General features: G+C 34.2%; 19 protein-coding genes. 8 read left to right on the plus strand and 11 right to left on the minus strand.

Going from position 1 to position 22,385, the window contains the following annotated elements:
• Positions 1-8 precede the first annotated feature (8 nt).
• From NU08_RS15040 to NU08_RS15070, 7 genes are all read left to right on the plus strand, one after another.
• Positions 9-1,469 carry a SusD/RagB family nutrient-binding outer membrane lipoprotein gene (locus NU08_RS15040; RefSeq protein ID WP_129747963.1) on the plus strand — a complete coding sequence of 487 codons (1,461 nt, stop codon included), beginning with the start codon at positions 9-11 and terminating at the stop codon, positions 1,467-1,469.
• 545 nt (positions 1,470-2,014) lie between these two features.
• Positions 2,015-5,215, plus strand: coding sequence for a SusC/RagA family TonB-linked outer membrane protein (locus NU08_RS15045; protein ID WP_129747964.1), 3,201 nt, complete (start codon positions 2,015-2,017; stop codon positions 5,213-5,215).
• Positions 5,216-5,233: 18 nt separating this feature from the next.
• Positions 5,234-6,697, plus strand: a complete 1,464-nt coding sequence (locus NU08_RS15050) for a SusD/RagB family nutrient-binding outer membrane lipoprotein (protein WP_129747965.1) — start codon at positions 5,234-5,236, stop codon at positions 6,695-6,697.
• A gap of 12 nt (positions 6,698-6,709) precedes the next feature.
• Complete coding sequence (locus NU08_RS15055; protein WP_129747966.1) at positions 6,710-7,336, plus strand: immunoglobulin-like domain-containing protein; 627 nt, start codon at positions 6,710-6,712, stop codon at positions 7,334-7,336.
• A 14-nt stretch (positions 7,337-7,350) separates the two neighbouring features.
• Positions 7,351-7,848: a lipid-binding protein gene (locus tag NU08_RS15060; protein WP_129747967.1), complete on the plus strand. Its 498-nt coding sequence runs from the start codon at positions 7,351-7,353 to the stop codon at positions 7,846-7,848.
• Between the two features lie 87 nt (positions 7,849-7,935).
• Positions 7,936-8,670 (plus strand): 23S rRNA (guanosine(2251)-2'-O)-methyltransferase RlmB, encoded by a 735-nt coding sequence (rlmB, locus tag NU08_RS15065; RefSeq protein WP_129747968.1) that lies wholly within the window; start codon positions 7,936-7,938, stop codon positions 8,668-8,670.
• Positions 8,671-8,722: 52 nt separating this feature from the next.
• Entirely contained in the window at positions 8,723-9,526 is an 804-nt protein-coding gene (locus NU08_RS15070) for a DUF2490 domain-containing protein (RefSeq protein WP_129747969.1), read from the plus strand.
• Between the two features lies 1 nt (position 9,527).
• On the opposite strand, the gene NU08_RS15075 is transcribed toward NU08_RS15070, so the two are convergent.
• Both NU08_RS15075 and NU08_RS15080 read right to left on the minus strand, forming a co-directional pair.
• A complete protein-coding gene (locus NU08_RS15075) occupies positions 9,528-10,034 on the minus strand; it encodes a hypothetical protein (RefSeq protein ID WP_165352460.1) in 507 nt (168 codons plus the stop codon).
• Between the two features lie 64 nt (positions 10,035-10,098).
• Positions 10,099-10,875, minus strand: a complete 777-nt coding sequence (locus NU08_RS15080) for a rhomboid family intramembrane serine protease (RefSeq protein ID WP_129747970.1) — start codon at positions 10,873-10,875, stop codon at positions 10,099-10,101.
• 170 nt (positions 10,876-11,045) lie between these two features.
• Between NU08_RS15080 and NU08_RS15085 the strand changes: the two genes are divergently transcribed.
• A complete protein-coding gene (locus NU08_RS15085) occupies positions 11,046-12,323 on the plus strand; it encodes a replication-associated recombination protein A (protein ID WP_129747971.1) in 1,278 nt (425 codons plus the stop codon).
• A gap of 15 nt (positions 12,324-12,338) precedes the next feature.
• Here NU08_RS15085 and NU08_RS15090 read toward each other — a convergent pair whose 3' ends face one another.
• The 9 genes from NU08_RS15090 to hpt form a co-directional block, all read right to left on the minus strand.
• Positions 12,339-13,118 (minus strand): hypothetical protein, encoded by a 780-nt coding sequence (locus NU08_RS15090; RefSeq protein WP_165352462.1) that lies wholly within the window; start codon positions 13,116-13,118, stop codon positions 12,339-12,341.
• 2 nt (positions 13,119-13,120) lie between these two features.
• Positions 13,121-13,807, minus strand: a complete 687-nt coding sequence (locus NU08_RS15095) for a YjjG family noncanonical pyrimidine nucleotidase (RefSeq protein ID WP_129747973.1) — start codon at positions 13,805-13,807, stop codon at positions 13,121-13,123.
• 3 nt (positions 13,808-13,810) lie between these two features.
• A complete protein-coding gene (radC, locus tag NU08_RS15100; protein ID WP_129747974.1) occupies positions 13,811-14,500 on the minus strand; it encodes a RadC family protein in 690 nt (229 codons plus the stop codon).
• A gap of 130 nt (positions 14,501-14,630) precedes the next feature.
• Positions 14,631-15,986: a UDP-N-acetylmuramate--L-alanine ligase gene (locus NU08_RS15105; RefSeq protein WP_129747975.1), complete on the minus strand. Its 1,356-nt coding sequence runs from the start codon at positions 15,984-15,986 to the stop codon at positions 14,631-14,633.
• Between the two features lie 214 nt (positions 15,987-16,200).
• Positions 16,201-18,345, minus strand: a complete 2,145-nt coding sequence (locus NU08_RS15110) for a S46 family peptidase (protein WP_129747976.1) — start codon at positions 18,343-18,345, stop codon at positions 16,201-16,203.
• Positions 18,346-18,570: 225 nt separating this feature from the next.
• Entirely contained in the window at positions 18,571-19,572 is a 1,002-nt protein-coding gene (obgE, locus tag NU08_RS15115) for a GTPase ObgE (RefSeq protein ID WP_119793062.1), read from the minus strand.
• An 87-nt stretch (positions 19,573-19,659) separates the two neighbouring features.
• The gene (locus NU08_RS15120; protein WP_129747977.1) at positions 19,660-20,934 is read right to left on the minus strand and encodes a hemolysin family protein; all 1,275 of its coding nucleotides are present in this window, start codon (positions 20,932-20,934) and stop codon (positions 19,660-19,662) included.
• Positions 20,935-21,137: 203 nt separating this feature from the next.
• Positions 21,138-21,710: an adenylate kinase gene (locus tag NU08_RS22505; RefSeq protein ID WP_239452933.1), complete on the minus strand. Its 573-nt coding sequence runs from the start codon at positions 21,708-21,710 to the stop codon at positions 21,138-21,140.
• Positions 21,711-21,776: 66 nt separating this feature from the next.
• Positions 21,777-22,307 carry a hypoxanthine phosphoribosyltransferase gene (hpt, locus tag NU08_RS22510; RefSeq protein ID WP_160782686.1) on the minus strand — a complete coding sequence of 177 codons (531 nt, stop codon included), beginning with the start codon at positions 22,305-22,307 and terminating at the stop codon, positions 21,777-21,779.
• Positions 22,308-22,385: the final 78 nt, after the last annotated feature.

Genomic DNA, 22,385 nt, shown 5'->3' on the forward strand with positions numbered 1-22,385 from the left:
AAGAAATCATGAAAAAAATATTTATAATCATACTAACCGCAGTAACATTTTCGTCCTGCTCTGATGATATAGAAAAATTAAATGTGAACGTAAAAGATCCATCAAATGTACCGGGAGAAGCTTTGTTTACAAGTGCCCAAAAAAGTTTGGTTGATCAAATGACAAACACAAATGTCAACAACAACATTATTAGATTAATTAATCAGTATTTTACAGAGACGGTTTACACAGACGAAAGTAATTACGACTTAGTCACAAGAACAATCCCAGAACAACACTGGCAATTCTTATATAAAGACGTACTAAAGGACTTAGACCAAAGCGCCAAAAACATTACTAACACACCGCTTGGCCTAACAGAAAACCCTTTAGATAAACAAAACAAACTTGCAATCATAGAAGTTTTAAACGTTTACACCTATGCTATATTAGTTGAGACATTCGGGAATGTTCCATATTCTCAAGCTATAAACCTTAACTACAAAACACCAAAGTACGATGACGGCTTAACAATTTACAAAGATTTAATCACGCGATTAAACAATGCAATAGCCAAATTAGATACTGGCGGTAAAAGCTTTGGAGACAATGACAGAATATACGGAGGAGATATAACAAAATGGATTAAGTTTGCAAACACACTAAAATTAAGAATGGGTATTACCATTTCTGATATCCCTACCGAAAGTGCATTGGCACAAGCGACCGTATCAAGTGCAGCTCCATTTGTATTCTCATCAAATCTTGACAATGCAGATTTAAAGTATCTTACAGCCACACCAAATACCAATCCTTTATATGTAGATCTTGTTGCGAGCGGCCGTTCTGATTTTGTTCCAACTAGCACTATAATAGATATGATGAACAATTTGAGTGACCCAAGACGTTCAAAATACTTTGACGACAATATGGATGATCCATCGACACCAGAAATCGAATATATTGGAGGAGAAAATGGCGCGAGCAATTCATTCGCACAAAAAACACATATTACGCCAACGATTCAGGCTCCAGACTTTCCAGGAACAATCTTAGACTATGCTGAAGCTGAATTTCTATTGGCGGAAGCTGCTGAAAGATCTTTATACGGAACTCCTTCAGATGCAGAAGCACATTATAATGCAGCAATAACCGCTTCCATTTTAGACTGGGGAGGTACAGAAGCTGATGCTACAACTTATTTAGCAAATCCTGATGTTGCATACACAACTGCTCAAGGAACATGGAAACAAAAAATAGGAACACAAAGCTGGATCGCTTTTTACAATAATTCATTCGAAGGCTGGTCATTTTACAGAAGGCTAGACTTCCCCGTTTTGGTTGCACCGCCAGATGCCGTGTCAGGCTTTCCAATGCGCTATACATATCCAATCATCGAACAGTCACTAAATAAAACAAGTTACACAGAAGCAAGTGCCGCAATTGGCGGTGACGCTGTAGAAACTAAGTTGTTCTGGGATAAATTTTAAATTATAATGCAACGAAAAAGCGGCTGCAGATAATGCAATCGCTTTTTCTTAAAAAAACTATTAACTTAAACTTTACATTTAAATTGCCTTGATCAAGATTTCAGAGCAAAAGAATATTAAAAACCATTAAAAAGAAAACCTCATTTTCCCTATTGTTTAGGAGCCAAAAAACTTTGCTTAATTTTCAAAACAATATCACAACATAAAGCACTTTATATATCCCTCTATACTGACTATTAAAGATTCACGATTTTTTTAACAAATTTCAGCGTTAAAGCAGACTGTTTTTTTAAGACAAAAGTTATAAAAAAAACATTTAAACAGGCTTCATCTATAAATTTAACATTTAGTCATTTGATAAAATTTTTAATTATCCTCAAATTTAACACTAAAAATTGCGGATTTGTAATTTTGAACCAGATTTTATCTATAAAACATCAAAATCTAACCTTAAAATCATTATTTAACTAAAAAAAAAGCTTTTTAAATTAGGTAGATTAACAAATTATTAAGATTTTTGTCGGACTAATTCAAAATATTTAAAAATGAAACTAAAGTTCAATGGATTCTTAGTGCTTTTATTAGTACTAGTTGCGCAACTTTCTTTTGCGCAAGAAAGAGCTGTTTCGGGAACAGTTTCTGACAATGCAGGAATGCCTTTACCAGGTGTTAGTGTATTAGTTAAGGGAACTAAAACGGGAACGCAAACAGACTTTGATGGTAAATATTCTATCAAAGCTTCTTCAAGCCAAGTTTTGGTATTTAGCTACATCGGGATGAAAACCCAAGAAGTGGCTGCGAGTTCTTCTTCTGTAAATGTTAAAATGGCGGATGCAGGAGCGCAGGAACTTGAAGGCGTAGTTGTAACTGCTTTTGGTATCAAAAGAGAGAAAAAATCTCTTGGATACGCAACAACAACTTTAAAAGCGGATGCACTAACACAAGTAGTTAACACTAACCCATTTGAAACTCTTTCTGGTAAAATCGCAGGGGTTGACATTACTGCACCTTCTCAGCCAGGGGCTGCAACTAAAGTAGTTATTCGTGGTTTAAACAGTATTACAAACGCCAATGGTCCACTTTATGTTGTTGATGGAACACCGATTAACAATACCGCAACTGGTACTAGTAATAACGGAACTGCTACATCAACAAGATCGTATGATACTGGTAACGGAATCAGTGACATTGACCCAAATAACATCGAAAGCATGACTGTTCTTAAAGGAGCGGCTGCATCAGCATTATATGGTTCAAGAGCTGGTGGTGGTGTAATCATCATTACTACTAAAAAAGGTAAAGCTAACTCTGGAATTAAAGTTGATTTATTAGCTTCAACAGAATTCAGCGAAGTAGCAAGAGTTCCACATTTACAAAATCAATTTGGTCAAGGTTGGAATGGACTAGGATTCTCAGGATCTAATTCTTACAGTAACGAAAATGGTTCATGGGGACCTGCTTTCAATGGAGAGGTTAGACCATGGGGTACAGTTTACAACAATACTCAACAAATCAAACCTTATGTTGGTTTAAAAAATAACGTAAGAGATTTTTACAACACAGGTACACTAGCTACACAATCTGCAACCCTAAGCGGTGGTGGAGACAATTCTGATTTCTCTTTAGTTTTTTCAAATGTAAACAGTGATGGTGTTGTACCAACTGATGCAGATTTATACAAAAAACAATCATTAGGATTTAATGGTGGATTAAAAGGTAAAAAACTAACATTAAGATCTTCTATTAATTATGTTTACAAAGACCAAAGCGTAGTTAATACAGGTCAGGGTGATGATGCTGGACAAGGTTCAACTTTGCAACAGGATTTATTACAAATTCCTAGAGACATTAGTATTGTAGATTTAAAAGATTACAAAAACAATATCTTTAATACACCAGATTACTATTTTACTCCTTATGCTGCTAATCCATATTTTTCAATTAACGAGAATAGCACAAAAGTATACGGACATAACCTTTTCGGAAACGTTAATTTAAGTTACAAAATAACTGACAAGATTACTGCTTCATGGCAAATTGGTGGTAACATTAGAACAGAAAGACTTAAGAGCTACGGTGCAATTGTAAATTATGAGCCAGGTACTCCTCAAGCAATTGCTGGTGCTAATCCAGTAGTAGGAGGTGTAACAGAATCAAGATCAGAATTCAGTGAGTTTGATACTTTCTTCAACCTTAATTACAACACAAACTTAAGTGAAGATTGGACATTAAATCTTTTAGGAGGTTTTAACTACAATAGAAGAGAATCTGATATACTGAAAAATTCTGTAACAAATTTAGGTCTTCCAGGATTTTATGAGCTTTCGAACTCAGCTTTAAGACCAGTAATTGATCAATCAAACTCTCTTAGAAAAACAGGAGCTGTTTACGCATCTGCTGAGTTTGCATTTAAAAACAGATATTTTGCAACGGCTACAGCTAGACAAGATTTTACATCAACATTACCAATAGGTAATAACTCGTATTTCTACCCATCTTTATCATTAGGCGCAATTGCAATTGATAACGGAAATACTTTCCTTAAATTAAGAGCAGCAGCTTCAAAAATTGCAAATGACACAAGGCCATACACAACAGCAGATTCATATATCTCTGGTACTGCTAACGCAAACTTTGGTATAATTGCATCTCCAATTGGAGGAGTAAGTTTCTTCGAAGCATCAGGAAGACTTGGTAATCCAGAGTTAAAACCTGAAAGTACAGTAGAATATGAAGTTGGAGCTGAAGGATCTTTCTTCAAAAACAGAATTAGCTATGATGTTGCATTGTATCACAAAACAACTTCTGACCTTATCGTAGACTTACCTTTAGATCCATCAACAGGTTACACTATCAAAGCTATTAACGCTGGAGATGTTGTAAACAAAGGTATTGAGCTTTCTGTTTCAGGTAGTCCAATTAAAAATCAGGACTTTACATGGAACGTAACTTACACATTTACTAAAAACTTAAACGAAGTAACGTCATTAAACACAGGTGGTAATTATATTGATTTACTTCCTGCTTATGGTGTAACTATGAGAGCAACTAAAGGTGATCCTATTGGTAGTTTCTACTCACAAGTTCCTAAAACAAATGCTGAAGGTCAATACATTGTAAATGCATCTACTGGAATGTATGAAGTAAGTGATGATATCCAAAAAGTTGGAAACGCACAACGTGATTTTGTTATGGGATTACAAAACTCTTTCAAATACAAAAACTTTAATTTATCATTCTCATTAGACTGGAAACAAGGAGGAGATTTCTACTCTTACACTAAGAGACTTTCTCACTTCGTTGGTAATGGTATAGAAACTACATATAATGACAGAAATGCATTTATAGTTCCTAACTCAGTTAATGAGCACGTAGATGCAACAACTGGAGCTGTAACATATACAGAGAACACAACACCTCTTACATATAGCACTTATACAAACTTCTACAACACAGGAAATAACCCTGGTATTGAAAAAACGCATGTAATTGACAAAACTTTTGTAAGATTAAGAGAAATCGCTTTAAATTATGACTTCCCTTCTACACTTACTAAAAACATGGGATTAAACAAAATCACAGTTGGTATTTACGGAAGAAACCTTTTCATGTGGACTCCTGGAGAAAACCCATATGTTGACCCTGAAATAGGAACTTACGGAACTGGAGTACTCTCTGAGTTTGGAGAATTTGGAGCTAACCCATCACAAAGATCAGTAGGTGGAGTTTTAAAATTATCATTCTAAAAATATAATTCATAGAAAATGAAAAAAATAGCAACAATAATAACAGCACTTTTCTTATTAGTGTCATGTGATGAAACATTTGACATTAATAGAGACCCGGATGCTTTGCCTCCTGGACAAGCTAATAGCACTATTTTGCCTGCAGGTATTGCTGGTCTTGCTGGTGCCCAAGGATCATACTATGCTCTAATTGGAGGGTTTTGGTCTCAATTCTGGACACAAAACACTACTTCAAATCAGTATAAAAACATTGACCAGTACAGCCTTGGAACAAATGATTTCCAAACTGCATGGACTGCAATGTATGATGCTTTAAACGACATTCGAGTTGTAAAAAAACAAGCTGAAGCTGAAGGAAACTGGAACTATTACTTAATTGCTACTGTTCTTGAAGTTGAAGCTTCGCAAATTTTAACAGACTGGTATGATGCAATTCCTTATACTGAAGCAAATAACCCAAATTTCTTGCAACCTAAATTCAATACAGGTAAAGAAACTTACGATTTAATGATTGCTGATTTAAAATTAGCTTTATCTAAAGATCTAAGTTCTTCTGTTGGAGCTGCGCCAGGAAAAGATGATTTTATCTTTAATGGTACAATGTCTAATTGGACAAAATTTGGTAACTCTTTATTGTTAAAATTACACCTTAGATTAACACAAGTAAATCCTACATTGGCGCAATCAGGTATTAAAAGTTTAATTGATTCTGGTGCAGAATTCTTAGATGTTGATGCTGCAATGACTCAATTTGAAGATGCTGCTGACAGAAGTAATCCATTGTATGAAACTGACAGAAGACAGTTAAATACAACATTAAACCTTAGAGCTAGTAAAACTTTATACCTTTACTTACAAGCAAATGCTGACCCTCGTTTGAATAAGTATTACGGAGCAGGAGTACCTAATAACCAAGGAGATTTCGAAAATGGAGCTACTGGACTTTCATTAGTAACGTTATACGCAAAAACTCCTTTATATTTCATGAGTGCAGAAGAAAGTTACTTCTTGCAAGCAGAAGCTCTTGTTAGATATTATGGAGGTGCAGGAGCTAAAGAAAAATACGATTTAGGTGTTGCTGCAAACTTCAAGAAATACGACAACACTACTTCTATTGCTCCAATTACTGGTCCAGTTGGAAGCCCTGCTGCTTTCTTAGCTCCAGGAGGAAAATATGAATTCCCTGCAACAGGAGCTACTGCTCAAATTGAAGCAATTATCACTCAAAAATGGATTGCTAGCTTCCCTGGAAATGGTTACGAATCTTTCTTCGAACAAAATAGAACTGGTTTCCCAAAAGAATCAGCTGTTCCTCAGACAGATGAAGATTACATCCCAGGACAATTTGCAATCTCTGTTGAGAATGTTACAAGTGATGTTTTCCCTAGAAGACTTGTTTTACCAAATACTGTAAAAACACGTAATCCAAATGCTCCAGCTTTAGCAAAAATAACTGCTCCAGTTTGGTGGGACGTTAACTAAAAAAAATAAACAATGAAAAAAATATATATATCCCTAATGATAGTCTCAGGACTATTGTTTACTTCATGTGAAGCAGATACTGACAATGTTTCAAAAGTAACAGCTTATGCGAACATGACTATGCATGGAGATGCTCTTGTTGTTCTAACTCAAGGAGATACATACACAGAAGCAGGAGTAGATGCTGAAGCTGACGGAAAAGCTCTTCCAGTGAAAATCGATGGTACAGTAGACACTAGCAAACCAACTGTTTACAAAATTAAATACTCTGCTACAAATAGTGATGGTTTCCCTGCTTACTTAACTCGTACAATAGTAGTTTTGAGTAACAAACCAAGTACAATTGATTTGACTGGTACTTTCTTTAGAAATGGCAATCCGAATGTTGTAACTAAACTTGGAGACAGAAAATACAGCTGTGACAACGCAACTGGTTATAACGTACCTGCTGATTTGTTGAAAATGGAATTCTACAACATAGATGACAAACAGGTTTATGCTCCTTACAACCCAAGCGCTTCTGAATCAGGAATATCTGCAGAAAGCAACATAGGAACTATCACTGACAAAAACAACTGGAAATGGGTTATCTATGCTTCAGCAGTATTTGGAACAGCAGAAAGAATATTTAAACGATAATAAAACACATTACAATGAAAAAATTAAAACTAAATATAACACGTGTACTTGTAGCAATGCTTGTACTTACGTCATTTGTAGCTTGTGATGAAGTTGGAGATACAGATCCAGGAGGAACATCAGTAGAATCTATGTCAGGTGACTGGTTCATAACACTTACAGATAGTGATGGAAAAGTGGTCGTAGCTAACGCATTACACGAAACTTATAATACCGCAGCTAATGACAATACAATGTGGATTGATGATGCAAAACACGGATATTGGATTAAATGTAAAGTAGTTGTTGATGTTAAAACAGGTACTTTCTCAGCTACTTCTGCAGACAACCTATTAGATGGATCTAAAGTTACTATTACAAATGGAAAAATTGAAAAGGGAGCTGCAACATCAAAAGGTGGACATAAAGTAGACAAAATCTCATTCAGAGCTCATTTTGATTATGATCCTGCTGGTTATGATATTCTTTATGAAGGTCATAAAAGAACTGGTTTCTACGAAGACGAATACTAAAATTTTTATTCAAGTAGTCTAAATATTAAACCACCCCATTAATTTGGGGTGGTTTTTTTATATAAACATATTACCTATATTTGTCCAATGGAAAAAGAACATCAAATATTTGGCATTAGAGCCATCATAGAAGCAATTCAGGCAGGAAAAGAAGTGGATAAAGTTTTCATACAGAAAGATATTTCTGGTGAGCTTATGAAAGATTTAATGAAGGTAATGAAACGTGCAAACGTTAACTTCTCTTATGTGCCTGTAGAAAAACTAAATCGTCTTACTCCAAATAATCATCAAGGAGCTGTAGCCACCATCTCTCCTATTGGTTTTATAGATTTAGAACATCTAGTTGAATCTACAATAGAGTCAGGTAAAAAACCTCTTTTTCTTATCTTGGACCAAATATCAGATGCTAGAAATTTTGGCGCAATTATTAGAACAGCAGAATGTACTGGTGTAAACGGAATCATTATACAAAAAGCAGGTTCTGCACCAGTAAATGGAGATACCGTTAAAACTTCTGCTGGGGCAGTATTTAATGTTCCTATTTGCAAAGTAGAACATATAAAAGATGCTATCTTTTATCTACAAGGCTCTGGAATAAAAACAGTAGCTGCGACTGAAAAAACAGATCAAAACATATATGACATCTCATTAGCTGAGCCAGTAGCAATTATTATGGGATCTGAAGATCGAGGGATAAACCCTTCTGTTTTGAAAATAGTAGACGAAAAAGCTAAGTTACCCATGTTTGGATCTATAGGATCTTTAAACGTATCTGTTGCCTGTGGTGCTTTCCTATACGAAGCCGTTCGACAAAGAACCTAAAAATACATTGAGAGATTAAGATGCGAATGAAATAATTAAATACCTTTAATTAATGCTTTCAAAATCTAATTCAAAATCAAAAGTTATAATATTCCGATGCCTGTTTGTAATTTCATTAATTACAAACAGCTACGGACAAAATACTACGTACAATCAGTTCTGGAATGAAATTCAGTTTAACCAAACTTTAAGCAAAAAATGGGCAACTGAAATAGATTTTGCCGCCGCTTACAGCAGTACAGAATCTTCAGGCAACTTATTTGAGAATACCATTCAAAGATCTATTAGAGGTTGGGGACATTACTACTTTTCTCCGAGATGGAAATTCTCTGCTTTTATTGCCTATTTCAACAATCGAGATGTTCCTGAGATAGGTCAATTTGAATCTCCTGAATGGCGTTTTGCTCTTCAAGGCATTTATTACTTTCATAAAACCGGTTACACTTTAAGCACAAGAATGCGTACTGAATATCGTCACATTAGAAATGAAGACGATCAATATGAAAATGTTTTTAGATATCGTCAGCAGATTAAATATATAAAACCAATCAATAGTAAAATACTAAGAGAAGGTGTAGTATATGCAATTGCTTCAGATGAACTCTATTTCAAATCTGGCGCAAAAGTTACAGGTGAAAGTTTCTTTGATCGGAATCGGTTGAATATTGGCGCCGGTTATTTATTCTCGGATGATTTTCAGCTAGAATTAACTTATTGCAACGAGTATCTTCCAAGGAATAATGGAAATCAAACAACCAATGCTGCTTCTCTTACTGTAACCTTCAATAATCTTTTTCGAAATCTTCAAAAGAAAATAGAAACCAAAAAACATCCTGAAATAAAGGACGAAGAATAATTTAGTTTTCTTCCTTCTTTAAAAAACATTTAAGTTGTTCCGCAATAGCATTTTTATGAAGCTTAAAATTATAGCTTCGAACAAATTCAGTCCCTTGCATATTTATTTCTGCACTAATAGCCTCATAATTAGAAAATGACTCGAGGTCTTTATCATCAATCAAATAAAGGACTTGCATGATGGAATCGTTACGTCGATATTGTGTATCGTAATGAGCTAACTTATAAGTTTTATTATCTGCCAAATGAATTATTAAATCGTCTTTGATTTTTTTTCCAACTTTCTTTTCAGGAAATGGTGTTGGCTGTAATGCAACAAAATAATGTTCTTTATCAGTGACAATATTAATTTTTAATGATTTTGATTTGGTAGTATAAAATACGGCTGGCTCAAAATAGTATATCATACTTCCATCTGCCTGCACCCTATTTTTTATTTCACATTGAGCAATGCCTTTTGTGTAAATAACAAAACACAAGAACAAAACCAAAAACTTTATTTTCTTCATAATGCTCAAAAGATTAAATCGTTATCTAACAAATTTAACCTTTTTATTTCAAAATAAATATTGATCAGATTTCTTCTTGCTCTTCTTGCTCTTCTTGTTCTTCTTTTTTAGTTATAATATAATTTACTGGATGACTAGAAAAAAAGTATTCCTCCTGTTTTTCTTCCTCTTCATGAAAGAAAGTAACAAAATTTCCATCTTCATCAAAATGCCTCATAAAAGGATCATTGCTTGGATCAAAATCAGGGCGTTGCCAGTCATAAACAATTGGTTTTGCATATTCAGGTGCTTTATAAAACAGAGTCAAAACAAAACCCGTAATAAGTCCTGCCAAATGTCCTTCCCAAGAAATAGATTGATCGACATCTGGAAAAACATACCATATCATTCCGCCATACAATAGAATTACTGTCAAGGACAAAGCTACCAATCGGTAATATTTAGTTTGAATACCTTTAAAAAAAATAAAACTAACAAGAACATAAATCAATCCGCTGGCACCGATGTGGAAATTCTCTCTTCCAACAACCCAAGTAATCAATCCCGAAAAAAGAATACCATAACCAATAACACCAAATGTTTGTTTTGGATAAAAAAACTGCATCGCAGCCAAGAGTATTACAAGCGGAATACTATTATTATATAAATGATCTAAATTCTCATGAATAAATGGACTGAACAAAACACCACGAAGCCCTAAAAGATCTCGAGGATAAATTCCGTATCGATAAAAATCAAAATCGAACCGAATCTGAAGCCAATACACAACCCATAAAAAAAGAACACAAAACAGCGGAAGTCCAACAACCGAATTTGAAAACTTAAAATTAGTATCGCTCATATTTTACAGAATAACATTTAAGAGAACTCAAAAAACTATCCAAAAATATTTTACTGATATTTTGTCATATCCACTAAAAAAATGTCTCAAATTGGAACAATCCTTTTCTCTGCAAATCGTTTTAACTTTGAATGAATGATATTTAAATCTTAAAATAGTAATTTTGTAGTATGGAAGCACCTTTAGCAGAGCGTATTCGTCCGCAAAAATTAGAAGATTATATCAGCCAGCAGCATTTGGTTGGGCCAACTGGCTCTCTAACACAACAGATTTCAAAAGGAATAATTCCTTCATTGATTTTCTGGGGGCCTCCAGGTACAGGTAAAACAACCTTAGCCCAAATCATTGCACAAGAATCTAAAAGACCTTTTTATATTCTTAGCGCTATAAACTCAGGGGTAAAAGACATTCGTGATGTTATCGATAAAGCAAAACAAAGTGGTGGACTTTTTACTGCTAAAAATCCCATTCTATTTATTGATGAAATTCACAGATTTAGCAAATCACAGCAAGATTCACTTTTAGCCGCTGTAGAAAAAGGCTGGATAACTTTGGTTGGCGCTACAACCGAAAACCCAAGTTTTGAAGTGATTCCTGCATTATTGTCACGTTGTCAAGTTTATATATTAAACGCGTTTACAAAAGCCGATTTAGAAGCTCTGTTAGAGCGAGCAATGAAAACTGACACCTATTTATTGACAAAAAAAATAAATCTAAAAGAAACAGAAGCTTTACTTCGAATTTCGGGTGGTGACGGACGAAAACTTCTAAATGTATTTGAATTGGTTGTTAATGCTTCTGCTGGTGACGAAATCACAATAACCAATGATCGTGTTTTGGAACTTGTACAGCAAAATACTGTTCTTTATGACAAAACTGGCGAACAGCATTATGATATTATTTCTGCATTTATAAAATCTATTCGCGGCAGCGATCCAAATGGAGCTGTTTATTGGCTAGCCAGAATGATTGAAGGCGGCGAAGATGTTAAATTCATCGCTAGAAGAATGCTAATTCTGGCGAGCGAAGATATTGGCAATGCCAATCCGACAGCTTTAATAATGGCCAATAATACTTTCCAGGCTGTTACCACTATTGGATATCCGGAGAGCAGAATCATATTAAGCCAATGTGCAATTTATTTAGCTACTTCTCCGAAAAGCAATGCCTCGTATATGGCAATTGGAAACGCACAACAATTGGTAAAACAAACTGGCGATTTGCCTGTTCCACTTCATTTGCGAAATGCTCCTACTAAATTAATGAAAGAACTAGGATATGGAGATGAATATAAATATTCGCATGATTATGCCAACAATTTTGCCGAACAAGAATTCTTGCCAGATGCAATAAAAGAAACGGTTCTTTACAATCCCGGAAACAATTCTAGAGAGAACAGTACCCGCGAATTTTTAAAGAACCGTTGGAAAGATAAATACGGTTATTAAACCGTATTTTGTATTTTAGAATTTAACTACAATTTTCTCTGAAACTAATTTATCATTCTGATAAGATTCAAAATACCATTGTCCATCTTCTTTTAGGATTAAAGAACCTTGAACATTATCTTTGGAAGCAATATAAACATTTGGTTGCGATGTTTTAAAAAGCTTCATTACCACCTTTGGTGTTTTATCGATTAATTGGTAACCTGATTCTGTAGGTTGAGCATACAATAAATTTGGATCTTTTAAATCTGGCGAGGGAGCTGCAGGCGTTGTTGCCACTTTTACTGCCGCTGCTGCAGGAGCAACAGAGGCTGTTGCTGCCAAACTTTCTGCTGTAATTTTCTGTGCAACTTTAGCCGAAGCAAGAGATTTACCGCTATATTTATAATGCAAAGCATAAACTGATGTAAAAGCATTATCTAACGCTTCTTTATAAGCAACTTCATATTCTTTTTCTCTACTTTTACCTACCTCAGATGTATAAACCACCTGTCCGTAACAATCCTTAAATTCAACAAAAAGTTTAGTCACCAAAAAAGCATTATCTTTTTTCACGTCAATATACAAAACTTGACAACGATCAGTATAACCATCAGGAAGCTGTTCATTTGAATAAAAAGCCTCAAAACCAGCTTTAACTAAATTCTGTTTACTTAAAGTCGCCAAACGATATTGATTGTCAGTCTTCATAAACTCGTATCTTAAAGGTATAATTACAGCTTTGTAATCATTAATAGATTGCGCAAATCCAACAACTGAACATAAAATTGCTGCGAGTAAAAATTTAATCTTCATCATTATAAATATTTTTTTAGTTCTAATAAATGGTTAATTTGTTTATAATTCCCAGAAACATCTATCTTTTTTTCATTAAAGAAAATAGCATCCAAACCAGCATTTAAAGCTCCATTTACGTCTGCCTCAAAATCGTCTCCAATCATAATGCTGTTTTCCTTTGAAGTATTAGCCAATTTTAATGCATAATCAAATATAATACTATTTGGCTTTTTAACACCTGCTAGTTCCGAATTTGTAATTGTACTAAAATAACCTCCAAGCGAAGCGTTATTAATTTTCTTTTCCTGCACATGTGCAAATCCGTTTGTAATTATATGCAGTTTATATTTTGGTTTTAAATATTCCAAAACTTCAATTGCTCCATCAAAAAGATAATTATTATCAGTAAGAAACTCAATATAATCGTTGGCAATTTCAAAAATATTCTCTTCTGAAACTGCATAATTTAAAGCATCAAAAGATAGCTTTAAACGATTATAACGCAACTCCTGATGTGTAATTTTATCATTCTGATACAATCTCCAACATTCTTGATTGATCGGAATATATTCTTTAATAAAATCTTGAGTAGCGATTTCTTGATATTTACTTTTAAAGATTCGATCAAAAGCCATTTCTGAGTTTTTATCAAAATCCCAAAGCGTATGATCTAAATCAAAAAAGATGTCAGTAATATTGGTGTTCATGTATTAAAAAATTCCTTCATCTACAAAACTATAATATTTTGATTCAGTAATAATAACATGGTCTAAAACTTTAACATCTAAAATTTCTCCTGCAGTTTTAATTTTCTTGGTGATTTGTTTATCAGCACTACTTGGAACTAAACTTCCAGAAGGATGATTATGGCACAAAATCAAGCCTGTAGCACCATTTTCTAAAGCTAATTTAAAAACCAAGCGTATATCTACAATTGTTCCCGCGATACCTCCTTTGCTTAATTGTGATTTATAAATTACTTTATTAGAATTATTAAGAAAAAGCACCCAAAATTCTTCATGCGGAAGTTCTCCGATAATGGGTTGCATAATATCAAAAACACCTTTGCTTGAAGTTATTTTTTTAACCTTTAAAACGTCTTCTATTCTCTGCCTTCTGCCTAGTTCTAAAGCCGAAACTATTGAAACCGCTTTTGCTTCACCTATACCCTTAAATTGCATCAATTGCGAAATAGACATTCTTCCCAAAGCAGTTAGATTTTTTGTAAAGGCTAAAATTCGTTGGCTTAATGCAACCGCAGATTCATTACGACTTCCTGACCCGATTAAAATTGCTAATAATTCAGCGTCACTCAAAGCGTCTTTCCCTTTAAGCATTAATTTTTCGCGAGGTTTATCATCATCTGACCAATTTTTTATAGCGAAATGTCCCACTTCCATAATTATGATTTTAAGATGCGAAGATACTTAAAAAAACAAGAAAAATCTTTCAAAAACGTAGTGAGATAATTAAAAAAAATGTGCCAACTGCAAAGCAATTGACACATTATCTAATTTTCTAATTGACTACTTAAGAAATCAATCCTTTTACCTCATCAAAATTCAAACCTCCATAATTTCCAGAACTCATTAATAAAAGAGCCGAATTATCTAAATTTAAGTTGAATAAATATTTTTTAAATTCTGCTGGATTGGTATAAATGATTAAATCTTTTCTGTTGAAAGCAGCAGCAATCTGTTCATAAGTCACTTCTTCAAGCTGTTTAATTTTCACAGCATCTGGCGAATAGAAAACAACTGCAACATCAGCATTATCTAAAGCGCCTTCGTATTCTTTTAAAAATGCCGCATTTAAACTGCTGTATGTATGCAATTCTAAACATGCCACCAAAGTTCTGTTCGGATATTGTTCTTTCACTGCTTTTGTTGTCGCAGCCACTTTACTTGGAGAATGCGCAAAATCTTTGTAAGCTACTTTACCTTTTCCTTCAGCAATTTTTTCTAAACGTTTAGAGGCGCCTTTGAAACTTGCAATTGCTTCGTAGAAATCAGCTTCGTCAACGCCCATATTTTGACAAATCCATTTTGCTCCTGCAAGATTGTTTAAGTTGTGCGCTCCAAAAACTTCAATCGGCATATCGCCTTCTGGAGTTTTTAATAAAGTCACACCATCACTTACAGAATATTCTGGAGTTGAATATGCAATTTTTCTAATCGGATTTGTTGCTGCCTCAGAAACACGTTTTACTTCTGGATCATTTTCATTGTAAACCAAAATTCCGCCATTTGTAATTTTTTCGATGAAAATCTCAAACTGTTCGACATAGTTTTCATACGTTGGAAAAACATTGATATGATCCCAAGCAATCCCAGAAATTAAAGCAATATTTGGCTGATATAAATGAAATTTTGGGCGTCTGTCAATAGGAGAAGACAAATACTCATCGCCTTCCAAAACCATAAAATCATTTTCTTCAGTTAAATGAACCATCGTGTCGAAGCCTTCCAGCTGTGCTCCTACCATATAATCGACAGCGATATTATGATAATTCATAACATGCAAAATCATCGATGTAATAGTCGTTTTCCCGTGAGAACCTCCAATTACAACGCGCGTTTTATTCTTAGATTGTTCGTATAAAAATTCTGGATAAGAATAGATTTTCAGACCTAATTCTTGCGCTTTCAACAATTCAGGATTATCTGCTTTTGCATGCATTCCTAAAATAACAGCATCAATATCAGAAGTAATTTTTTCTGGAAACCAACCCAGCTCTGAAGGAAGAATTCCTTTTTTTTCTAGTCTTGATTTTGAAGGTTCAAAAATAGCATCGTCGCTTCCAGTAACTTGGTATCCTTTATTATGTAATGCTAATGCCAGATTGTGCATTGCGCTTCCGCCGATGGCGATGAAATGTGTTTTCATTTAAAAATTCCAAAATTTAAATTCCAAATCCCAAACCCGAATTTGTCATTTGATTATTTTATATCGTAGATTCTCTAACTATATTATTCTTCAAAAATAAGGAAATATAATATGCCACATTTGGTTTTGGAGATAAATTAATTAGAAGAAAATAAAAAACCCGACAAGTTTCAGAAACCTGTCGGGCTTTATATTCAGAATTCAGAATTTAAGATTATTTAGCAATCGTCAACTCGTCGATAATGTTTTTAGCTCCAGCGTATTTGTCTATAATCCAAAGTACGTAACGAATATCAACGTTGATAGTTCTTTGTAATTTAGAATCGAAAATTACGTCTCCAGCCATTGCTTCGATATTTCCGTCAAAAGCAATTCCGATTAATTCTCCTTTTCCGTTAAGAACTGGTGAACCTGAATTCCCTCCTGTAATATCATTATCTGTCAAGAAGTTTACTGGCATGTAACCTGCTTTATCAGCATATTGTCCGTAATCTTTTTTCTTGTTTAATTCTAATAAACGAGCTGGCAAATCAAATTCTTGATCTCCCGCTTTGTATTTTTTAACCATACTTTCCATTGTTGTATAGTTGTTGATTTTTGCATCGTTACGAGGATCTGCAGGTAAAGCGCGAACTTTTCCGTAAGTCAATCTCAAAGTAGAGTTTGCATCAGGATATTTAATTGCGTTTAATTTAGATTCTCTTAAACCTTCTACCAATTTACGGTAAGCCGTTGCAAAACCATCGTCTGCTTTTGCCTGATCATCTGTTTTAGCACGGTATTTTGTCAATAAATCATTAGAAATAATATACAACGGATCGTGTACAATTGCCAATGGTTTTGGATCAGCTAAAAATGCTAATACTTTTTCTTTAGTTGTAAAATAGCTAATTTCAGTTGCTTTTGCTACATCAGCAGTAAAGTCACCATTGTTAGCCGTTTTCATTTTTGCAATTTCTGGAGCAAGTCCATACTCAGCAGCTTTAGAAGCATATAAATTCAATTGAGCCGTTAGAACATCTTTTTCTAATGGTGCATAAAAATCTCCATAAATGCTTTCTACCATTGCATTGATTTTAGGAAGCATTTCAGCTTTTTTAGCATCATTTTCTTTGTAGTAAGCAATTAAGGCATTACCTAAATTAGCTGGTCCTGTAGCATAAGCAGAAGTACGTAAAAGCTGAGTCAAATAATTATCATGACGCGCTTTTAAATTTGTTTCTCTGTAATAATCGTTGATAGTCGGAATTACATTCTCGTACTTTTCTTTATTTGCAGGTTTACTTGCCCACTCATAGAATTTATCTTCTTGTTCTGCTTTTGTATCAACCGTTCCTGCTTTTGTTAAAGCATCGATCATACCCTGACGGTTTTTCCAGTAGTTTGCAGTCGAAGCATATTTAGAAGCGTACTGTAAACGAACAGTTGCATCTTTATCCATATACTTTTTCATAACATCCATTCCGGTTTTAGCACCTTCAACCCATGCAGGATAAGCATATTTAATGTTTTGCTCAATTCCTCCAGCTGGCATCCAACGATTTGTTCTTCCTGGATAACCTAAGATCATTGCAAAATCATTTTCTTTAACACCTTTTAAACTTACAGGCAAATAGTGTTTTGGCTGTAATGGCACATTATCTTTAGAATAAGCAGCTGGATTTCCGTCTTTGTCAGCATAAACTCTAAACATAGAGAAATCTCCTGTTTGACGAGGCCATTCCCAGTTGTCTGTATCTCCACCAAACTTACCAACGCTTTCAGGAGGCGTTCCAACTAAACGAACGTCTGTATAATCTTGGTAAACAAAATAGTAATATTCATTTCCTTGAAAGAAAGGACGAACAGAAACTGTATATTTTCCGTTTTCGCTGTTCTCTTTTTCGATCAAACTGATTTCTTGTTGAATCGCTTTGTTTCTTTCCGTTTCAGTCATTTGATCGTTTACTTTAGATAAGATTCTTTTAGAAACATCATCCATACGAACGAAGAAACGAACAAACAAAGATTTTGGTTTCAATTCTTCAGAACGGCTTTTTGCCCAAAAACCATCTTTTAAATGATTTTGTTCTGCAGTTGAAAGCTCTGCAATCGCACCGTATCCACAGTGGTGATTAGTTAATACCAAACCAGTATTTGAAACGATTTCTGCAGTACATCCTCCATTGAATTGTACAATCGCATCTTTTAAGCTATGGTGATTAATGCTGTAAATTTCTTCGGCTGTCAATTGCAAGCCCATTTTTTCCATATCTCTATGGTTCAATCTTTCGATAAACATCAAAAACCACATTCCTTCATCGGCTCTCATCGGGAAAGCCATAAGGCACATGGTCAAGAATAAAATTACTTTTTTCATGTTATATTGTTTAAGTGATGCGAATATAAGCCATTTTAGCAATTATCTCAACCTAAACAATCTTAAAATTAAAAATGACACTATATTTTTAGCAGTTTATTACGAATTTAACATTATAAAACAAAAAAGGTGCTCTGAGAACAGAACACCTTTTTTGAAAAGTTACTAAGATACTAAGATTCTAAATTTTCTGCTTTGAGCTTAGAATCTCACAAACTCAGAATCTTATTCGTTAAGCATTTTCCAAAGCCTGTCTTTCAAATCTGTTAAACCTTGCTGCGCAACAGACGAAATAAACATATAAGGAACATCCTTGAAAGAAACATCTAATTCTGCTTTCAATTCTGCTTTCAATTCATCATCTAACATATCGCATTTTGAAATCACAACCAGACGTTCTTTATCCAACATTTCAGGATTATACTTAGTCAATTCGTTTACCAAAATATCATATTCGCCTTTAATATCAGCAGTATCCACTGGAATTAAAAATAATAAAGTCGAATTACGCTCAATATGACGCAAGAAATAATGACCTAAACCTTTTCCTTCTGCGGCTCCTTCAATAATTCCAGGAATATCAGCAATTACAAAAGATTGAAAATCTCTATACGCAACAATTCCTAAATTTGGCTTTAAAGTCGTAAACGGATAATCGGCGATTTTTGGTTTTGCAGAAGTCAAAACAGATAATAAAGTAGATTTTCCAGCATTTGGAAAACCAACTAAACCAACATCGGCCAAAACTTTCAATTCCAAAATCACATCCATTTCTACACCCAACAAACCTGGCTGTGCATAACGAGGTGTCTGGTTTGTAGAACTTCTAAAATGCCAGTTTCCTAAACCTCCTTTTCCTCCTCTTGCTAGAATTTGTTTCTCTCCGTGTTCTGTAATTTCAAAAAGTGTTTCTCCAGTTTCTTTGTCTTTTACAACAGTTCCTAGTGGCACTTCAATGATTTTATCTTCTCCGTCTGCACCTGTACTTCTGTCAGAACCTCCATCTCCACCGTGACCTGCTTTAATGTGACGTGCAAACTTTAAATGAAATAATGTCCAGAGTCCTTTATTTCCAACCAAATACACATGTCCTCCGCGACCGCCATCTCCACCGTCCGGACCACCTTTTTCAATAAATTTCTCTCTATGTAAATGCGTAGATCCTTTCCCTCCTTTTCCGGAAGAAACATATATCTTAACGTAATCTACAAAATTTCCTTCTGTCATTTTTTCTTGTTTATGTGTAGTTTCATGTTTCAAGTTTCAAGTCAACAGAACGTCAACCAACTTGAAACTTTAAACTTGAAACAAATTTTACTCTTTAAGCGTTTTTACTAAAACTTTATCAATCTTAACGCCGTCCATATCGATTACTTCTAGAACGAATTTTTGCCAAACCAATTTTTCGCCTTCTTTTGGAATATGCGAAAGCTCAGTCATAATCATTCCGCTTACGGTGTTTACTTCGTAATCGTTTGTCAGCTCATCTAATTCGAAATACGTTAAAAAATCGTGTAACGAATAATGTCCGTCAACTAGCCATGAACCGTCTTCTCTCTCTATAAGCTGGAATTCGTCTTTGTAAAATTCCGAGGCATCACCTACTAAAGCTTCCAGAATATCATTCAACGTAATCATACCTTGAAAAACTCCATACTCGTCCGAAACCAAAGCGTAGTGAATTCCTGTTTTCTTGAAGTTTTCTAAAGCTTTATAAGCTGTAGTCTGCTCCATTAAATAAGGCGCTTCAGTTATTATAGATGAAAAATCAAAATTATCATTTTCAATATTGGCGAAAATATTTTTTAACGTTGCAACTCCAACTATATCATCATAATTATCGTTGTATACTGGATAAACTGCATGAAGATCCTGAACAACCAGCTCTTTAATTTTGTCTTTATCGGCTTTTAATGGCAACATGTCAACCGATTTGCGGTGCGTCATTAAAGAATTTACTTTTCTATCACCGATATGAAAAACACGCTCCACAATATCTTGTTCAATTTCTTGAACTTCTCCAACTTCTGTTCCTTCTTTAATGATGGCTTTAATTTCTTCTTCGGTAACTTTTCCGTCAGCAGTTGGTTTGATCTGAAAAACATTCAACAAGAAATCTGTTGATGAAGTCAACAACCAAATAAATGGAGCTGTAATAATCGAAATCACTTTCATTGGCATTGCAACCATTTTTGCAATTGCTTCTGGATAATTTAATCCGATTCGTTTTGGAAGTAATTCTCCTAAAACCAAAGAAAAGAAAGTTAAAACTACAACTACAATTCCCACTGCGATTGAATGCGCATAAGGTTTTAGAACCGCAATTCCTGCCACAAAAAGTTCAACATCTGCTGTGATTTTGTCACCAGAATAAATACCCGTCAAAATTCCGATTAAGGTAATTCCGATTTGTACTGTAGATAAAAACTTATTTGGGGAATTGGCTAAATCGAGTGCTGTTTTAGCACTTTTGTTGCCTTTTTTCGCTGCTGTTTCCAACCTGTTTTTACGGGCCGAAATCAATGCGATTTCAGACATGGAGAAAACTCCGTTTAATAGAATTAGAAAAAATATAATTAGTATTTCCAATTGATAGTGGATTCGTTATAAAATGGTCTTGTTAAATGTAATTTGTAATCTTAAATATAAATGGCTGTCAATTAAAAAACTAATTTTTCTAACCCAAAAACATTGATTGTCAAAAACATTTGAAAAGCCCGTTTTAGAGTTAGAAAAATAGTTTTTTTTGCGTCCCGATAACTATCGGAATGTAACGTACAGCTGGAAAGCTTCTACAAATTATCTATAACTGACGTTAAGCGCTCTGTAATTTGTTCGATAGTTCCAATACCATCAACAGCATGAAACTTACCTTGTTCTTTATAATATCCAATTAGAGGAGCTGTTTTCTCATTGTATTCCTGATATCTCACACGAATTTTTTCTTCGTCTTGATCGTCAGCTCTTCCGCTTGTTTTTCCTCTTTCTAATAGACGTTTTACCAAAATTTCATCATCAGCTTCTAAAGCAATTGTAGCTGTTACGCTAGATCCGATTGTTGGCAAAAATTTGTCTAAAGCTTCAGCTTGGTTGATTGTTCTTGGGTAACCGTCAAACAAAAATCCTGCTGTATCTGGGTGTTTTTTCACCTCATCAATTAACATTGCAGTTGTTACTTCGCAAGGAACCAATTCTCCATTGTCCATAAAAACTCTTGCTTGTTTTCCTAGTTCAGTATCATTTTTTAAATTGAAACGAAAAATATCTCCTGTCGAAAGGTGCGTTAAATTGTATTTCTCTTTTAAAAATTCTGCCTGAGTTCCTTTTCCTGCACCAGGCTTTCCAAATAAAACGATGTTAATCATAATTGAAATGAGTGTTGTTACTTCTGTCTTTCAGAAGTCTTTAAATGAATATTTAGTTGTATTTTGTTATTCTGCTAATTTGTAAATTTCGGTTAGGTTTCTTCCTAAACCATCGTAATCTAAACCGTAACCAACAATAAATTTATTCGGAATTCGAATTCCGATATAATCTATTTTGATGTCTTTTTTGTATGCTTCTGGCTTAAAGAACAAAGTCGCGATTTTAAAATGCTTTACGTTTTGTGCTTTAAACAAATGCTTTAATTCTTCAATAGTATTTCCAGTATCAATAATATCTTCGATGATAATTACTGTTCTTCCTGAAAGATCCTGATTGATTCCAATTAATTCCTTAACGGTATTTGTCGTTTCAGTTCCTTCGTACGAAGCCATTTTTATAAATGAAACTTCACAAGGCTTTTTATATTTTTTCAGAAAATCTGACACTACCATAAAAGCGCCATTAAGAACCCCAATAAAAATTGGTGTGTCATCGCCAAAATCGTCTTCTACCTGAGCCACCATTTTAGTTAAAGCAAAATCAATTTCTTTAGCCGAAATAAACGGAACAAATTGTTTATCGTGAAGTTGTATCATTATTTTTCTTTTTAAAATAATGGACAAAGATAAAGAATTAGAACTTAACAGCTTCTATCAAAATAAACTGTATCGAGA

Source organism: Flavobacterium anhuiense (genome assembly GCF_004151235.1).
In the GTDB taxonomy this organism is placed as follows: domain Bacteria; phylum Bacteroidota; class Bacteroidia; order Flavobacteriales; family Flavobacteriaceae; genus Flavobacterium; species Flavobacterium anhuiense_A.

Bases quoted from the DNA above. Each gene is read 5' to 3' on its own strand.
- NU08_RS15070 (WP_129747969.1), top strand. From the start codon at position 8,723: ATGCTTTCAAAATCTAATTCAAAATCAAAAGTTATAATATTCCGATGC.
- rlmB (WP_129747968.1), top strand. From the start codon at position 7,936: ATGGAAAAAGAACATCAAATATTTGGCATTAGAGCCATCATAGAAGCA.
- NU08_RS15040 (WP_129747963.1), top strand. From the start codon at position 9: ATGAAAAAAATATTTATAATCATACTAACCGCAGTAACATTTTCGTCC.
- NU08_RS15045 (WP_129747964.1), top strand. From the start codon at position 2,015: ATGAAACTAAAGTTCAATGGATTCTTAGTGCTTTTATTAGTACTAGTT.
- NU08_RS15105 (WP_129747975.1), bottom strand. From the start codon at position 15,986: ATGAAAACACATTTCATCGCCATCGGCGGAAGCGCAATGCACAATCTG.
- NU08_RS15075 (WP_165352460.1), bottom strand. From the start codon at position 10,034: ATGAAGAAAATAAAGTTTTTGGTTTTGTTCTTGTGTTTTGTTATTTAC.
- NU08_RS15110 (WP_129747976.1), bottom strand. From the start codon at position 18,345: ATGAAAAAAGTAATTTTATTCTTGACCATGTGCCTTATGGCTTTCCCG.
- NU08_RS15090 (WP_165352462.1), bottom strand. From the start codon at position 13,118: ATGAAGATTAAATTTTTACTCGCAGCAATTTTATGTTCAGTTGTTGGA.
- NU08_RS15055 (WP_129747966.1), top strand. From the start codon at position 6,710: ATGAAAAAAATATATATATCCCTAATGATAGTCTCAGGACTATTGTTT.
- NU08_RS15095 (WP_129747973.1), bottom strand. From the start codon at position 13,807: ATGAACACCAATATTACTGACATCTTTTTTGATTTAGATCATACGCTT.
- NU08_RS22505 (WP_239452933.1), bottom strand. From the start codon at position 21,710: ATGATTAACATCGTTTTATTTGGAAAGCCTGGTGCAGGAAAAGGAACT.
- NU08_RS15050 (WP_129747965.1), top strand. From the start codon at position 5,234: ATGAAAAAAATAGCAACAATAATAACAGCACTTTTCTTATTAGTGTCA.
- obgE (WP_119793062.1), bottom strand. From the start codon at position 19,572: ATGACAGAAGGAAATTTTGTAGATTACGTTAAGATATATGTTTCTTCC.
- NU08_RS15080 (WP_129747970.1), bottom strand. From the start codon at position 10,875: ATGAGCGATACTAATTTTAAGTTTTCAAATTCGGTTGTTGGACTTCCG.
- radC (WP_129747974.1), bottom strand. From the start codon at position 14,500: ATGGAAGTGGGACATTTCGCTATAAAAAATTGGTCAGATGATGATAAA.
- NU08_RS15085 (WP_129747971.1), top strand. From the start codon at position 11,046: ATGGAAGCACCTTTAGCAGAGCGTATTCGTCCGCAAAAATTAGAAGAT.
- hpt (WP_160782686.1), bottom strand. From the start codon at position 22,307: ATGATACAACTTCACGATAAACAATTTGTTCCGTTTATTTCGGCTAAA.
- NU08_RS15060 (WP_129747967.1), top strand. From the start codon at position 7,351: ATGAAAAAATTAAAACTAAATATAACACGTGTACTTGTAGCAATGCTT.